We start from the raw sequence: 14,831 nt of genomic DNA on the forward strand, positions 1-14,831 counted from the left end.
CTTTTTGGGGGGCTTGCTACTTTTTTTTAAACCCCACCCCCCGCCCCACCTGGGGCGCCGGCCCCCCCGGCGCCCCCCCCCGGGGGGGCGCCCCCGCGACCCGCGCGATCCGGGTCGGCGACACCTCCATCGACCCGGTCGCGCTCACCCGCGCCGGCCTGGTCGTCTCCGGCGCCACCGTGTCCGCCGGCGGCCGGCTCGGCGCCGGCCAGGGGGTCCGCGCGGCCCGGGCCGGTGGCGCGGCCTGGACCGACGAGCCGCTCGGCGCGCTGTGGGACGTGCCGCCGGCCACCCAGGTCGACCGCGTCGTCGGCCACCGCGATCGGCCCGCCGACGACCGCCCCGCAGGCGCCGACCTGGTCTTCCTCGACGTCACCGTGCTCGGCCCGACCCCCGGCGCCCGGGACCGGGTCCACGCAGTCTGCGCCGGATTCGATGTGCACCTGCTCGTCGCGCACGCCGACCCCGCCTTCGCCTACCGCGACAACCTGCGCCTGCTGGCGACCTGTCCGGGCCTGCGCTTGCGGCTGATCGGCCGCCTCGAACCCGGCGCCGACCGTGCCGTGCGGGTGCTCGCGGTCGGCGTCCCGCTGGGCGAGGGACCGACACTGCGACTGGCCGAGGACCGGCTGGGCCGGGTCGACCTGGGCCTGGACCGGCTGCACCGCGCCGACCTCCCGGCCGCCGCGTCGACCCCCGCCGTGACCGTCGCGGCCGAGGAACTCCCGGCCGGCCCGCTGTACCTGATGCACCGTCACGTAGAGCGAGCGATCAGCGGCGGTCGGCCGGTGCTCGCGCTGGCCGGTTCCACCGCCGCCGACACCGCCCGACTGCGCCGGGTCGGGCTGGCCACGGGAGCGACCCTGGTCGAGCGCCTCGGGCAGGTCGCGGCGGGCCGCGAACGGGATGTTTTCGGGCGTCTTCGCGCGGGCGACAACGACCTTTTGTCCGCCGCGTGGCTGGCCGCCGCCGTCTACTCGCAAACCGTCGAAGGTGCTCTGACCAGGGCTGTTTGGTCCGCCGAGCAGTAGAGCCGGGGGCGTTGCGCCAATCGATTTCCGATCGGTGACGGGCAGCGTGTATGGTTTTCCTGCTCGCCCCAATAGCTCAGTCGGTAGAGCGTCTCCATGGTAAGGAGAAGGTCTACGGTTCGATTCCGTATTGGGGCTCAGACGATGGGATCCCCGCCTGGAAACAGGCGGGGGCCTCGTTGAGGCGGCGTAGCTCAGACGGTAGAGCAAGCGGCTCATAATCGCTGTGTCACCGGTTCAAGTCCGGTCGCCGCTACCAAGCGAGCCGATTCGGGGGAGACTCCGCATCGGCTGCTTTTGCTGTATTCACCCCTGACCGCAAGGAAGGCACTCCAGTGGCTGCCACCGACGTCCGCCCGAAGATCACGCTGGCCTGCGTGGAGTGCAAGGAGCGGAACTACATCACCAAGAAGAACCGGCGTAACGACCCGGACCGTCTTGAGATGAAGAAGCACTGCCCCCGCTGCAACGCGCACACCGCGCACCGCGAAACCCGCTAGGCGGTTCGCACCACGACACCGACGAGGCCACTCCCCATCAGGGGGGTGGCCTCGTTGTCGTATTCTCCGCAGCGTTGCCCACACCGGCCCGCCACCCACCAGGGAGAACCGCTACATGCCGCTGGACGCGAAGTTCATCGGGCGGACGTATCCGCCCACCGAGCCGTACGAGGTGGGTCGGGAGAAGATCCGCGAGTTCGCCGCCGCGATCGGCGACCCCGATCCCGCGTACAACGACCCCGAGGCGGCCAAGGCGCTCGGCCACCCGGACGTGATCGCGCCGCCGACCTTCGCGATCGTGGTCACCATGCGCGCCGCGGACCAGGTGGTCTACGACCCCGAGCTGGGCCTGGACTACTCGCGCGTCGTGCACGGCGACCAGAAGTTCACCTACACCCGCCCGGTCCGCGCCGGCGACCGGCTGACCGTGGTGACCACCGTGGACAACATCAAGTCCCTCGCGGGCAACGACATCCTCACCACGCGCGCCGAGGTGACCACCGTGGAGGGCGAGCACATCGTCACCGCGCTCTCGACCCTGGTGGCCCGCGCCGCGGCCGACGACTCGGAGGGCTGACCATGACCGCCAAGATCTCCTTCGACGACGTCGCGGTCGGCACCGAACTGCCCGCCCGCAGTTTCCCGGTCACCCGGGAGACCCTGGTCCGCTACGCGGGCGCCTCGGGCGACTTCAACCCGATCCACTGGAACGGCCGGTTCGCCACCGAGGTCGGCCTGCCGGACGTGATCGCGCACGGCATGTTCACCATGGCCGAGGCCGCGCGGGTGGTCACCGAGTGGCTCGGCGACCCGGGCGCGCTGATCGAGTTCGGCGTGCGCTTCACCAAGCCGGTCGTGGTCGCGGACACCGTCGAGGGCGCGACCATCGAGGTCACCGGCAAGGTCGCGGTGCTCCTGGACGATCGCCGGGCCCGGGTGGACCTGGTGGTCACCGCCGGCGGTGCCAAGGTCCTGGGTGTGCCCAGGGCCGTGGTCCAGCTCGCCTGAGTCCCGCCCCGGCCGGGATGCGAGAATCCAACGGTGCAGCCTGAAACCGACGCGCCTCTCGCCTCCCTGACCACCCTCCGCCTCGGCGGTCCGGCCCGTCGGCTCCACACGGCCACGACCACCGACGCGGTGCCGGCGATCGTTCGTGCCGCCGACGAGCAGGGCATCGCGTTGCTCGTGCTCGGCGGCGGCAGCAACCTGGTCGTCGGCGACGACGGATTCCCGGGGGACGTACTGCGGATCGCCACCACCGGGCTGCACCTGGCCGGCACCGACCTGAGCGTCGAGGCCGGCGTGCCGTGGGACGACGTGGTCACCGCCGCCGTCGCCGCGGGCCTGTCCGGCATCGAATGCCTCGCGGGCATCCCGGGCAGTGCCGGCGCGACGCCGGTGCAGAACGTCGGGGCGTACGGCCAGGAGGTCGCCGAGACGATCACCGCGGTCGAGGTCTACGACCGGACCGAGCGCGCCCTGCGCACGTTGACCGCCGCCGAATGCCGCTTCACCTACCGGCACAGCGTCTTCAAGGGCGACGACCGCTTCGTGGTGTTGCGAGTGCGCTTCCGGCTGCGCGACGACGCGGGCCGCTCGGCGCCGATCCGGTACGCCGAACTGGCTCGTACGCTCGGCGTCGAGCCGGGCGAGCAGGTCCCGGTCGAGGCGGCCCGGACGGCGGTGCTGAGCCTGCGGCGCGGCAAGGGCATGGTGCTGGACCCGGCCGACCACGACACCTGGAGCGCGGGCTCGTTCTTCACCAACCCGATCCTCACCCACGACGCCTTCGCCGAGCTGACCACCCGAACCTCGCGGCACCTGGGCCCCGACGTCACCCCGCCGCGCTACCCCTCCGGCGCCGACCACGTGAAGACCTCCGCGGCCTGGCTGATCGAGCGGGCCGGCTTCACCAAGGGCTACGGACAGGGCCGGGCGCGCATCTCCACCAAGCACACGCTGGCCCTGACCAACCGCGGCGAGGCCAGCACCGAGGACCTGCTCACCCTGGCCCGCGAGGTGCGCGACGGCGTGCACGAGGTGTTCGGCGTGACCCTGATCAACGAACCGGTCCTGATCAACGCCGAGCTCTGACCCGGGGCCGGCCGCGCCCTTCGGTCACCGAGCCGGCGGCCGGGCGGGCAGCAGATCCGCCCGCGCCGCGACACCGGGCGCCGCCAGCCACCCGTCCACCCCGTCCAGCAGCGCGCGCTGTACGTGCGCCGGCGCCACCGAGCCCAGGATCGACTGCCGGGCCAGCTCGGCCAACTCCGCGTCGTCGAAACCGTGATCGTCGCGAGCCGACTCGTACTGCGCGGCCAACCGCGAACCGAACAACAACGGATCGTCGGCGCCCAACGCGATCGGCACCCCCGCGTCGAACAACCTCCGCAGCGGCACATCCGCGGCCTTGTCGTAGACGCCGAGCGCGACGTTGGACGCCGGGCACACCTCGCACACGATCCGCCGCCGCGCGAGCAGCGCCATCAACTCGGGATCCTCCACCACCCGGATCCCGTGCCCGAGCCGGCGCGCGCCCAATATGTCCACGCACTCGCGGATGCTGCGCGGCCCGTCCAACTCGCCGCCGTGCGGGTTCGCGAACAGCCCGGCGTGCCGGGCGATCTCGAAGGCCCGCTCGAACGCGGGCGCCCGCCCCCGCCGCTCGTCGTTGGACAGCCCGAAGCCGACCACACCCCGGTCGGTGTACTGCGCGGCGAGCCGGGCCAGCGTGCGCGCCTCCAACTGGTGCTTGGTGCGATTCGCCGCGATCACCACGGCGATCCCGATCCCGGTCGCCTCCCGGGCGGCCTCCACCGCGTCGAGCACGATCTCGACCGCCGGCGTCAACCCGCCCAGGCGCGGCGCGTACGAGGTCGGATCCACCTGGATCTCCAACCAGCCCGAACCCTCGGACCGGTCGTCCTCCGCCGCCTCGCGGACCAGCCGGTGCATGTCGTCCGGCGTGCGCACACACGAGCGGGCGATGTCGTACAACCGCTGGAACCGGAACCAGCCCCGCTCGTCGGTGGCCCGCAATCGTGGTGGTCGACCCGAGGTCAGCGAGTCGGGCAGCCGCACTCCGTGCAGATCCGCCAGTTCCAACAGGGTTTGCGACCGCATGGATCCCGTGAAGTGCAGGTGGAGATGAGCCTTCGGGAGGGTGCGGACATCGCGTGCGGGACGATCCATCCACAGATCATGGACCACCGGCCCCTCGCACGTGAGGGGTACTGCGGATGATCCCCTGAAGGAGAGCCGAAACTTCGGCGGCCGGCACGTGAACGACCGCGCCGGCGCCGCGCCTACCGCTTCGCCTCGCCCAACAGCCGGGCGATCCGCTCGATCCCCTCGACCAGGTCCTCGTCCCCGAGCGCGTAGGACAGCCGCAGATAGCCCTGGGTGCCGAACGCCTCGCCCGGCACCACGGCCACCTCGACCTCGTCCAGGATCAGGGCCGCCAACTCGGCCGAGGTCGCCGGCCGCACCCCCCGGATCTCCTTGCCCAGCACCCCCTTGACCGACGGGTAGACGTAGAACGCGCCCTTGGGCTCGGGGCACCGCACGCCCGGGATCTCGTTCAGCATCCGCACGATCGTGCGCCGGCGCCGGTCGAAGGCGACCTTCATCGTCTCCACCGCGGCCGGATCGCCGGTCAGCGCGGCGAGCGCGGCGGCCTGCGCGATGTTGCACACGTTCGAGGTGGCGTGCGACTGGAAGTTGGTGGCCGCCTTGATCACGTCCTCGGGAGCGATGATCCAACCGACCCGCCAGCCGGTCATCGCATACGTCTTGGCGACCCCGTTGACGATCACGCAGCGGTCCGCGAGCTCGGGCACCAGCACCGGCATCGACACGAATTCGGCGTCGTCGTAGACCAGGTGCTCGTAGATCTCGTCGGTCAACACCCACAGCCCGTGTTCGAGGGCCCAGCGCCCGATCGCCTCGGTCTGCTCCCGCGAGTACACCGCGCCGGTCGGGTTCGACGGCGAGACGAACACCAGCACCTTGGTGCGCTCGGTGCGCGCCGCCTCCAACTGCTCGAGGGACACCAGGTAGTCGGTGCCCTCGTCGGCGACCACGGCCACCGGGACCCCGCCCGCGAGCTTGATCGACTCCGGGTAGGTGGTCCAGTACGGCGCCGGCACGAGCACCTCGTCGCCCGGGTCCAGGACGGCCGCGAACGCCTCGTGGATCGCCTGCTTGCCGCCGTTGGTCACCAGGACCCGGGCCGGGTCCACCACCAGGCCCGAGTCACGCAGCGTCTTGGCCACGATCGCGGCCTTCAGCTCGGGCAGCCCGCCGGCCGGCGTGTAGCGGTGGAACCTCGGCTCGCGACAGGCCGCGACCGCCGCCTCCACGATGTGCTCGGGCGTGGGGAAATCCGGCTCGCCCGCGCCGAAGCCGACCACGGGTCGACCGGCGGCCTTGAGCGCCTTGGCCTTGGCGTCGACCGCGAGCGTCGCGGACTCGGCGATGGCACCGACGAGGGCCGAGACCCGGCGCTTGGCGGTGGGCCCGGACGGGGAGCTGGGGGTGGGAGCCGTCATGCCGGCCATGGTCGCATTTCCGCCTCGGCGCGGGCCTGTCGATTTCGCGCCGGCGCGTCGATCCGGCGGACCCGCGCGGCACGGGTTCGACCTGACGCACCGGACCCCGTACACTCGACGCTTGGCGGTCCCAACCTGCATGCTGCCGCGCCCGAAAATGTTGTGTTCTCGGGTCGGTGTCTCCGCTAGGTTGATGACCACGTGAAGGGCACTAGCTCAATTGGCAGAGCACCGGTCTCCAAAACCGGGGGTTGGGGGTTCAAGTCCCTCGTGCCCTGCGATGTGCGAACCGCTGTCGATCCTCGGATCGGCCGTGGCTCGTACGCAGTCAGCGCAAACTGTCGGCGCCGACAACCCCGTCGGTGATCACGGTCGGACCGGATCAGGTGAGGACGAGTTGACGGAGGCCCACGGCTCCACGGCTACGCCTGAGCACAGCAGCTCTGATGGCCGCGGCTCCGACGACGAGCCCCCCGGCGGTCGCCGGGCGAACCGCCCGAAGGGTTCTTCGGGCAAGCCGGAGCAGAAGAAGAAGAACCTGTTCGCGCGGGCGGCTCTTTTCTACCGGCAAATCATCGCCGAGCTGCGCAAGGTCGTTTGGCCGACCCGCAACGAGCTGAGCACGTACACCACGGTGGTCATCGTGTTCTGCCTGATGATCATCGGCATCGTCTACGGACTCGACCTCGGCTTCGCGAAGGCCGCGCTCGCCATCTTCGGCTGAGCCTCACCCCTTTTCGCAGCGCGCCTGCAACGACCGTTCGACCCCCAGCCAGGAAGAAGTACCCAACGTGTCTGACCCGAACCTGTCCGCCGACAACTCCGCCGACGAGACGGTGGCCCTGTCGGAGCAGGCGGAGGCCGCAGCTTTCGAGGACGCAGACCTCGAAGACGCGGCCGAGGCCCCGGCCGTCTCCACCGATGACGAAGTGGAAGACACCGAGGCCACCGAGGACGACGACGCCGAGGACGCGGACGACGAGTTCGAGGACGACGCCGAAGCCGCCGAGGCCGAGGACGACGACGCCGAGCTCGAGGACGCCCCCGAGGGCGACCCGGTCGAGGACTTCAAGGACGCGCTCCGCCGCGCCCCGGGCGAGTGGTACGTCATCCACTCGTACGCGGGCTACGAGAACCGCGTGAAGGCCAACCTCGAGTCCCGCACCACCTCGCTCAACATGGAGGAGTACATCTTCCAGGTCGAGGTGCCGCAGGAAGAGGTCGTCGAGATCAAGAACGGCCAGCGCAAGACCGTCAAGCGCAACAAGTTCCCCGGCTACGTGCTGGTCCGGATGGACCTGACGAACGAGTCGTGGGGCGCGGTCCGGAACACCCCCGGGGTGACCGGCTTCGTCGGGAACGCGCACGAGCCCTTCCCGCTCACCCTCGACGAGGTCGTCAAGATCCTCGCCCCCGAGGAGGAGAAGGCGGCCGGCGGCGGCAGCGGTGCCAAGAGCACGACCGAGGTCAAGGTGCTCGACTTCGAGGTCGGCGACTCGGTCACCGTCATCGACGGTCCCTTCGCGACGCTGCAGGCGACGATCAACGAGATCAACGCCGACTCGCAGAAGGTCAAGGGTCTGGTGGAGATCTTCGGGCGCGAGACGCCGGTCGAGCTCTCGTTCAGCCAGATCCAGAAGAACTGATACTTCCCCCAGGTGGGACCCCGTTTCGCCGGGGTCGCATCCGGGTGGTGGACAAGGCGCCCTCACAACGGTGGTTATCGTTGAGGGGGCGCCGCACCGCGTGGCGGGCCCGAACACGTCCGCGCTCCGCGTGGTGATCGGGACGTACATCTCGTCGAAGGACCCGGAAAAAATGCCTCCCAAGAAGAAGAAGCTGTCAGCGATCATCAAGCTGCAGATCAAGGCCGGCGCAGCCACGCCGGCCCCGCCGGTCGGTCCCGCTCTGGGCCAGCACGGCGTCAACATCATGGAGTTCTGCAAGGCGTACAACGCGGCGACCGAGTCGCAGCGTGGCGACATCGTCCCGGTGGAGATCTCGGTCTACGAAGACCGTTCCTTCACCTTCGTGACGAAGACGCCGCCGGCCGCGCGCCTGATCCTCAAGGCCGCCGGTGTCGAGAAGGGCTCGGGCGAGCCGCACAAGACCAAGGTCGCCAAGGTCACCCGCGAGCAGATCCGCGGCATCGCGCAGACCAAGATGGCCGACCTGAACGCCAACGACATCGACGCCGCGGAGAAGATCATCTCCGGCACCGCGCGTTCGATGGGCATCACGGTCGAGGGCTGATCGAGCCCCGCAGTCCGGCAGTACCAGAACCGACGCGAGGACGTGCGCGAAAGCCCACGACCTGGCGGAGTGGAAGGGTCCGCGCGACCCGCTCCCACCACAACTCCTTTCGGAATTTCAGGAGCTTTCAGTGAAGCGCAGCAAGTCCTACCGCGAGGCCGACACCAAGGTCGACCACGACCGGCTCTACTCGCCGCTCGAGGCCGTTCGCCTGGCCAAGGAGACCTCGCCCTCCAAGTTCGCCGGCACCGTCGAGGTGGCCATGCGCCTGGGCGTCGACCCGCGCAAGGCCGACCAGATGGTCCGCAGCACCGTCATCCTCCCGCACGGCACCGGCAAGACCGCCCGGGTCCTGGTCTTCGCGACCGGTGACCGTGCCGAGGCTGCCAAGGCCGCCGGCGCCGACATCGTCGGCTCCGACGAGCTGATCGACGAGGTCGCGAAGGGTCGGCTCGACTTCGACGCCGTCGTCGCCACCCCGGACCTGATGGGCAAGGTCGGCCGCCTGGGCCGCGTGCTCGGCCCGCGTGGCCTCATGCCCAACCCGAAGACCGGCACGGTCACGCCCGACGTGGCGAAGGCCGTGAACGAGATCAAGGGCGGCAAGATCGAGTTCCGCGTCGACAAGCACTCGAACCTGCACTTCATCATCGGCAAGACGACGTTCGACGACACCCAGCTCGTCGAGAACTACGCCGCCGCCCTCGAAGAGGTGCTCCGCGCGAAGCCGTCGGCCGCCAAGGGTCGCTACATCAAGAAGGTCGGCGTCTCGACCACGATGGGCCCCGGCATCCAGGTCGACCCGAACCGCGTCCGCAACCTCCTGGTGGAGGAAGAGGCGGTCTGATCCGCCCGCACGCGAACGAGGCCCGGCACACCCCACGGTGTGCCGGGCCTCGGCACGTTCGCCGTCGGCCCGCGCCGCGCCAGCCCTTCCTCCGCGAACCGATTTGCTCCGAACGAGTGCCATCGCGTACCTTGGCACCGAGCCAAAGACCGTCGGTCGTTGTCGTCGTGCCGTAAGGCAGGGTCGGCAAACGAAGGTTCCGCATTGCGGACGGCCTGCGCAGGTGTGAACGTGAGACGTTGCCCCCGAGACCCGCGGACTCCGCGTGTTTCGAGGATGTACGCCCCGTGCGCCTGCGCCGGGGCGTTTTTGTATGTGGACCCCTTCCGCCCTGCGGACCGGCGTATTCATCCGGCACACGATCGACCGCCACGGTCGATCGGCAATCGCATCGCGGAAGGAGGCCAGCCCTATGGCGAGGCCCGACAAGGCGGCCGCGGTCGCCGAGCTCACGGAGCAGTTCCGTGACTCGAACGCCGCAGTGCTGACCGAGTACCGCGGACTCACCGTCGCGCAGCTCAAGGAGCTGCGTCGTTCGCTCGGTGAGAACGCGCAGTACGCCGTGGTGAAGAACACGCTGACCAAGATCGCCGCCAACCAGGCGGGCATCGCTCAGTTGGACGACCTCTTCGAAGGCCCGTCCGCGATCGCGTTCGTCACGGGTGACCCCGTGGAGGCCGCGAAGAGCCTGCGTGACTTCGCCAAGGCGAACCCCCTTCTCGTCATCAAGGGCGGCGTCCTTGAGGGCAAGGCGCTCAGCGCCGACGAGATCAAGAAGCTCGCGGACCTCGAGTCCCGCGAGGTGCTGCTGTCCAAGCTGGCGGGCGCCATGAAGGGAACCATGGCCAAGGCCGCGGCGACCTTCCAGGCTCCGCTCACGGAGTTCGTCCGCACTGCGGACGCGCTGCGCGCGAAGGTCGAGCAGGGCGGTGCCGGCGAGCCGGCTCCCGCCGCCGAGGCCGAGACCGCCGAGTAGTTCGGCAGTCGCGACCTTGGTCGCCGGGGGCAGCGCCCCCGCCATCCCACACCACCCGGCACCAGCCGAATTGATCAGGAAGGACCGCCGATCATGGCGAAGCTCAGCAACGACGAGCTGCTTGCGTCGTTCAAGGAAATGACCCTCATCGAGCTCTCGGACTTCGTGAAGCTCTTCGAGGAGACCTTCGACGTCAAGGCTGCCGCCCCGGCCGCCGTCGCCGTCGGCCCGGTCGCCGTCGCGGAAGCGCCCGAGGAGCAGGACGAGTTCGACGTCATCCTCACGGGTGCCGGCGAGAAGAAGATCCAGGTCATCAAGGAGGTGCGCGCGCTCACGAGCCTCGGTCTGAAGGAGGCCAAGGACCTCGTGGACTCCGCCCCCAAGGCGCTCCTGGAGAAGGTCTCGAAGGAGGCCGCCGAGAAGGCGAAGGCTGCCCTCGAAGGCGCCGGCGCCTCGGTCGAGGTCAAGTAATTCGACGCCGCCCCTTCGGGCGGCATCACCGAAGGCGATCGTCCGTCAGGGCGATCGCCTTCGGGCTTTTCCGGACCGGATCACGGACCGTTCGACGGCGCCGGGCGACCCCCGCGGCGAGCCGCCCAGAGTCGGACATACCTCTCTCGGCCTCGCTCGAAAGGGTGATACTCCCAACACTCTCGGCGTCCGCCGAACCCGCTCGTACCAGGCCCGTCGCGCCTCGCCGAGGGCGCGCGCCAGGGCGCGCGGACCCTCTCGTGAGCCGCCGGATCCGGTCGTTGTCGGACGGGCGGTCTACCGTGTTTTCCAGGCTTCCCGAGGCTCCTCGCGAACCCGGTCGGCCGATGTGACGAGACTCTCGTCGCAGGCCGCAGGATCGGGACCTCCGTCCGGTTTTCCCGGGGCGCGGAAGGGTTCCGTCGGCTCTGAGGGGGAAAGCAACCCCTTGACGAACGGATCGGGGCGCGCAATTCTTCGGACGCACCCCTGAAGCACGGTTGCCGGATGGTTTCTGAATCCGGGTGGTGGACCGGCCCTTCGTAGGGGCTGGACAGCGGTGTGCCTTGTGGCTACACTGACCCTTTGCGCTGCCTATCGACTTCTCCCGGTGTATGAACCCGGGCCGTCTTGTATGCGCATAGTGAGTCCGAGCCCTCGGAAGGACCCCTCTTGGCCGCCTCGCGCACCGCCTCCGCTACCAACCCCGGCGCCGCCACTGCCCCGCTCCGCATCTCCTTCGCCAAGATCAGGGAACCCCTGGAGGTTCCGAACCTTCTCGCGTTGCAGACCGAGAGCTTCGACTGGCTGCTCGGCAACAGTGCGTGGAAGGCACGGGTCGAGGCCGCCCTCGCGGGCGGACAGGATGTGCCCACCAAGTCCGGCCTCGAAGAGATCTTCGAAGAGATCTCTCCGATCGAGGACTTCTCCGGTTCGATGTCCCTGACGTTCCGGGACCACCGGTTCGAGCCTCCGAAGAACTCCATCGAGGAGTGCAAGGAGCGCGACTTCACGTACTCGGCGCCGCTGTTCGTCACGGCCGAGTTCACCAACAACGAGACCGGCGAGATCAAGAGCCAGACGGTCTTCATGGGCGACTTCCCGCTCATGACGAACAAGGGCACCTTCATCATCAACGGCACCGAGCGTGTCGTGGTGTCCCAGCTCGTGCGCTCCCCGGGTGTCTACTTCGACAGCCAGGTCGACAAGACGTCCGACAAGGACATCTTCAGCGCGAAGGTCATTCCCTCGCGTGGTGCCTGGCTGGAGCTGGAGATCGACAAGCGCGACACCGTCGGTGTCCGCATCGACCGCAAGCGCAAGCAGAGCGTCACCGTGCTGCTGAAGGCGCTCGGCTGGACCGACTCCCAGATCCTCGAGGAGTTCGGCCAGTACGAGTCGATGCGGCAGACCCTGGAGAAGGACCACACCCAGGGCCAGGACGACGCGCTGCTGGACATCTACCGCAAGCTGCGTCCGGGGGAGCCGCCGACCCGCGAGGCCGCGCAGACCCTGCTCGAGAACCTCTACTTCAACCCGAAGCGTTACGACCTCGCCAAGGTCGGCCGCTACAAGGTGAACAAGAAGCTCGGGGTCGAGCAGGCGCTGGACGCCGGCGTCATGACCGTCGAAGACGTCATCGCGACCATCAAGTACCTGGTCAAGCTGCACGCCGGCGAAGAGGCCATGGAAGGCGCGTCGGGCCAGGAGATCGTGGTCGAGGTCGACGACATCGACCACTTCGGCAACCGTCGCCTGCGCAACGTCGGCGAGCTCATCCAGAACCAGGTCCGGACCGGCCTGGCCCGGATGGAGCGCGTCGTCCGCGAGCGGATGACCACCCAGGACGTCGAGGCGATCACGCCGCAGACCCTGATCAACATCCGGCCGGTCGTCGCCTCCATCAAGGAGTTCTTCGGCACCAGCCAGCTCTCCCAGTTCATGGACCAGACGAACCCGCTGTCGGGCCTGACCCACAAGCGTCGTCTCTCCGCCCTGGGCCCCGGTGGCCTCTCGCGTGAGCGGGCCGGCTTCGAGGTCCGTGACGTGCACCCGTCGCACTACGGCCGGATGTGCCCGATCGAGACCCCCGAAGGCCCGAACATCGGCCTGATCGGCTCGCTCGCGTCCTACGGTCGGGTCAACGCGTTCGGCTTCGTGGAGACCCCGTACCGCAAGGTGATCGAGGGCCGGGTCACCGACGGCATCGACTACCTGACGGCCGACGAGGAAGACCGCTTCGTCATCGCCCAGGCGAACGCGCCGCTCAAGGAAGACGACGTCTTCGCCGAGGCCCGTGTGCTCGTGCGTCGCCGCGGCGGCGAGATCGACTACATCCCCGGCGACGAAGTCGACTACATGGACGTCTCGCCGCGCCAGATGGTGTCGGTCGCGACCGCGATGATCCCCTTCCTCGAGCACGACGACGCGAACCGCGCGCTCATGGGCTCGAACATGATGCGCCAGGCCGTGCCGCTGCTGAAGGCGGAGTCCCCGCTGGTGGGCACCGGCATGGAGTACCGCGCCGCGGTCGACGCCGCCGACGTGATCACCGCCGAGAAGCCGGGTGTGGTCCAGGACGTCTCGGCCGACTACATCACCGTGATGAACGACGACGCGACGTACACCACGTACCGCGTGCAGAAGTTCATGCGCTCGAACCAGGGCACGTCCTTCAACCAGAAGGTCGTCGTCGACGAGGGCGCGCGGGTCGAGGCCGGCCAGGTGCTGGCCGACGGTCCGTGCACCGAAGAGGGCGAGATGGCCCTCGGCAAGAACCTGCTCGTGGCGTTCATGCCGTGGGAGGGTCACAACTACGAAGACGCGATCATCCTGTCGCAGCGTCTGGTGCAGGACGACGTGCTCTCCTCGATTCACATCGAGGAGCACGAGGTCGACGCCCGGGACACCAAGCTCGGCCCGGAGGAGATCACCCGGGACATCCCGAACGTCTCCGAAGAGGTCCTCGCGGACCTGGACGAGCGCGGCATCATCCGGATCGGCGCCGACGTCGTACCCGGCGACATCCTGGTCGGCAAGGTCACGCCCAAGGGTGAGACCGAGCTGACCCCGGAGGAGCGTCTGCTCCGTGCGATCTTCGGCGAGAAGGCGCGCGAGGTGCGCGACACCTCGCTCAAGGTCCCGCACGGCGAGTCCGGCAAGGTCATCGGCGTGCGCGTCTTCGACCGCGAGGCCGGCGACGAGCTGCCGCCGGGCGTGAACCAGCTGGTCCGCGTCTACGTCGCGCAGAAGCGCAAGATCACCGACGGTGACAAGCTCGCCGGTCGACACGGCAACAAGGGCGTCATCTCGAAGATCCTGCCGGTCGAGGACATGCCGTTCCTGGAGGACGGCACCCCGGTCGACATCATCCTCAACCCGCTCGGTGTCCCGTCCCGCATGAACCCGGGTCAGGTCCTGGAGACGCACCTCGGCTGGATCGCCAAGACCGGCTGGAGCGTCGAGGGCGACGACGAGGACTGGAAGGGTCGCCTCCGGGCGATCGCGGCCGACCAGGGTGCCCCCGGCACCAACGTCGCCACCCCGGTCTTCGACGGTGCGCGCGAGGAGGAGATCACCGGTCTCCTCGACTCGACCAACAAGACCCGCGACGGTGTCCGTCTGATCGACGGCACCGGCAAGGCGAAGATGTACGACGGCCGCTCCGGCGAGCCGTTCCCGCACCCGGTGTCGGTCGGGTACATGTACATCCTCAAGCTGCACCACCTGGTCGACGACAAGCTGCACGCCCGGTCGACCGGTCCCTACTCGATGATCACCCAGCAGCCGCTGGGTGGTAAGGCCCAGTTCGGTGGCCAGCGCTTCGGTGAGATGGAGGTGTGGGCACTCGAGGCATACGGTGCCGCCTACGCGCTCCAGGAGCTGCTGACCATCAAGTCCGACGACGTCCTCGGCCGAGTCAAGGTCTACGAGGCGATCGTCAAGGGCGAGAACATCCCGGAGCCGGGCATCCCCGAGTCCTTCAAGGTGCTCATCAAGGAGATGCAGTCGCTCTGCCTCAACGTGGAGGTCCTCTCCAGCGACGGTATGTCGATCGAGATGCGCGACACCGACGAGGACGTCTTCCGCGCTGCGGAGGAGCTTGGTATCGACCTGTCGCGGCGTGAGCCGAGCAGCGTCGAAGAGGTCTGAGGCTCCCTCCCGGGTCCGGCCGTGAGGCCGGCCCCGGGATTTCGACCCCAG

General features: G+C 69.1%; 14 protein-coding genes and 3 tRNA genes. 15 read left to right on the top strand and 2 right to left on the bottom strand.

Annotated elements, in window-relative coordinates; all coding sequences use genetic code 11:
- Positions 1 to 179: 179 nt before the first annotated feature.
- From ACFXMF_RS18600 to ACFXMF_RS18630, 7 genes are all read left to right on the top strand, one after another.
- A complete protein-coding gene (locus ACFXMF_RS18600; RefSeq protein ID WP_380020691.1) occupies positions 180 to 1,031 on the top strand; it encodes a hypothetical protein in 852 nt (283 codons plus the stop codon).
- Between the two features lie 65 nt (positions 1,032 to 1,096).
- Positions 1,097 to 1,169, top strand: a tRNA-Thr gene (locus tag ACFXMF_RS18605).
- Positions 1,170 to 1,214: 45 nt separating this feature from the next.
- Positions 1,215 to 1,290, top strand: a tRNA-Met gene (locus tag ACFXMF_RS18610).
- A gap of 76 nt (positions 1,291 to 1,366) precedes the next feature.
- Positions 1,367 to 1,531 (top strand): 50S ribosomal protein L33, encoded by a 165-nt coding sequence (gene rpmG / locus ACFXMF_RS18615; protein WP_004571794.1) that lies wholly within the window; start codon positions 1,367 to 1,369, stop codon positions 1,529 to 1,531.
- Between the two features lie 115 nt (positions 1,532 to 1,646).
- Positions 1,647 to 2,108, top strand: coding sequence for a MaoC family dehydratase N-terminal domain-containing protein (locus ACFXMF_RS18620; RefSeq protein ID WP_360308722.1), 462 nt, complete (start codon positions 1,647 to 1,649; stop codon positions 2,106 to 2,108).
- A 2-nt stretch (positions 2,109 to 2,110) separates the two neighbouring features.
- On the top strand, positions 2,111 to 2,539 hold the full coding sequence (locus ACFXMF_RS18625; protein WP_360308725.1) for a MaoC family dehydratase: 429 nt from the start codon (positions 2,111 to 2,113) through the stop codon (positions 2,537 to 2,539).
- Between the two features lie 33 nt (positions 2,540 to 2,572).
- Positions 2,573 to 3,625: a UDP-N-acetylmuramate dehydrogenase gene (locus ACFXMF_RS18630; protein WP_379991920.1), complete on the top strand. Its 1,053-nt coding sequence runs from the start codon at positions 2,573 to 2,575 to the stop codon at positions 3,623 to 3,625.
- Positions 3,626 to 3,649: 24 nt separating this feature from the next.
- Here ACFXMF_RS18630 and ACFXMF_RS18635 read toward each other — a convergent pair whose 3' ends face one another.
- Entirely contained in the window at positions 3,650 to 4,723 is a 1,074-nt protein-coding gene (locus ACFXMF_RS18635) for an adenosine deaminase (protein WP_360308731.1), read from the bottom strand.
- A gap of 113 nt (positions 4,724 to 4,836) precedes the next feature.
- Positions 4,837 to 6,081 (bottom strand): pyridoxal phosphate-dependent aminotransferase, encoded by a 1,245-nt coding sequence (locus tag ACFXMF_RS18640; RefSeq protein WP_379991921.1) that lies wholly within the window; start codon positions 6,079 to 6,081, stop codon positions 4,837 to 4,839.
- A 205-nt stretch (positions 6,082 to 6,286) separates the two neighbouring features.
- On the opposite strand from ACFXMF_RS18640, the gene ACFXMF_RS18645 reads away from it, so the two are divergent.
- From ACFXMF_RS18645 to rpoB, 8 genes are all read left to right on the top strand, one after another.
- Positions 6,287 to 6,359, top strand: a tRNA-Trp gene (locus ACFXMF_RS18645).
- Between the two features lie 35 nt (positions 6,360 to 6,394).
- On the top strand, positions 6,395 to 6,805 hold the full coding sequence (secE, locus tag ACFXMF_RS18650) for a preprotein translocase subunit SecE (protein ID WP_380017837.1): 411 nt from the start codon (positions 6,395 to 6,397) through the stop codon (positions 6,803 to 6,805).
- Positions 6,806 to 6,872: 67 nt separating this feature from the next.
- Positions 6,873 to 7,727, top strand: a complete 855-nt coding sequence (gene nusG / locus ACFXMF_RS18655; RefSeq protein WP_379991923.1) for a transcription termination/antitermination protein NusG — start codon at positions 6,873 to 6,875, stop codon at positions 7,725 to 7,727.
- 172 nt (positions 7,728 to 7,899) lie between these two features.
- Positions 7,900 to 8,334, top strand: coding sequence for a 50S ribosomal protein L11 (rplK, locus tag ACFXMF_RS18660; RefSeq protein WP_020549250.1), 435 nt, complete (start codon positions 7,900 to 7,902; stop codon positions 8,332 to 8,334).
- A gap of 130 nt (positions 8,335 to 8,464) precedes the next feature.
- Positions 8,465 to 9,181, top strand: coding sequence for a 50S ribosomal protein L1 (gene rplA, locus ACFXMF_RS18665; protein WP_360308740.1), 717 nt, complete (start codon positions 8,465 to 8,467; stop codon positions 9,179 to 9,181).
- 412 nt (positions 9,182 to 9,593) lie between these two features.
- Positions 9,594 to 10,157: a 50S ribosomal protein L10 gene (gene rplJ / locus ACFXMF_RS18670; protein ID WP_360308743.1), complete on the top strand. Its 564-nt coding sequence runs from the start codon at positions 9,594 to 9,596 to the stop codon at positions 10,155 to 10,157.
- A 93-nt stretch (positions 10,158 to 10,250) separates the two neighbouring features.
- Positions 10,251 to 10,628 (top strand): 50S ribosomal protein L7/L12, encoded by a 378-nt coding sequence (gene rplL, locus ACFXMF_RS18675; protein ID WP_380017838.1) that lies wholly within the window; start codon positions 10,251 to 10,253, stop codon positions 10,626 to 10,628.
- Between the two features lie 672 nt (positions 10,629 to 11,300).
- Entirely contained in the window at positions 11,301 to 14,780 is a 3,480-nt protein-coding gene (gene rpoB, locus ACFXMF_RS18680; RefSeq protein ID WP_360308749.1) for a DNA-directed RNA polymerase subunit beta, read from the top strand.
- Positions 14,781 to 14,831: the final 51 nt, after the last annotated feature.

It is taken from the genome of Embleya sp. NPDC059213 (assembly GCF_042754445.1).
Taxonomy (GTDB): Bacteria; Actinomycetota; Actinomycetes; order Streptomycetales; family Streptomycetaceae; genus Embleya.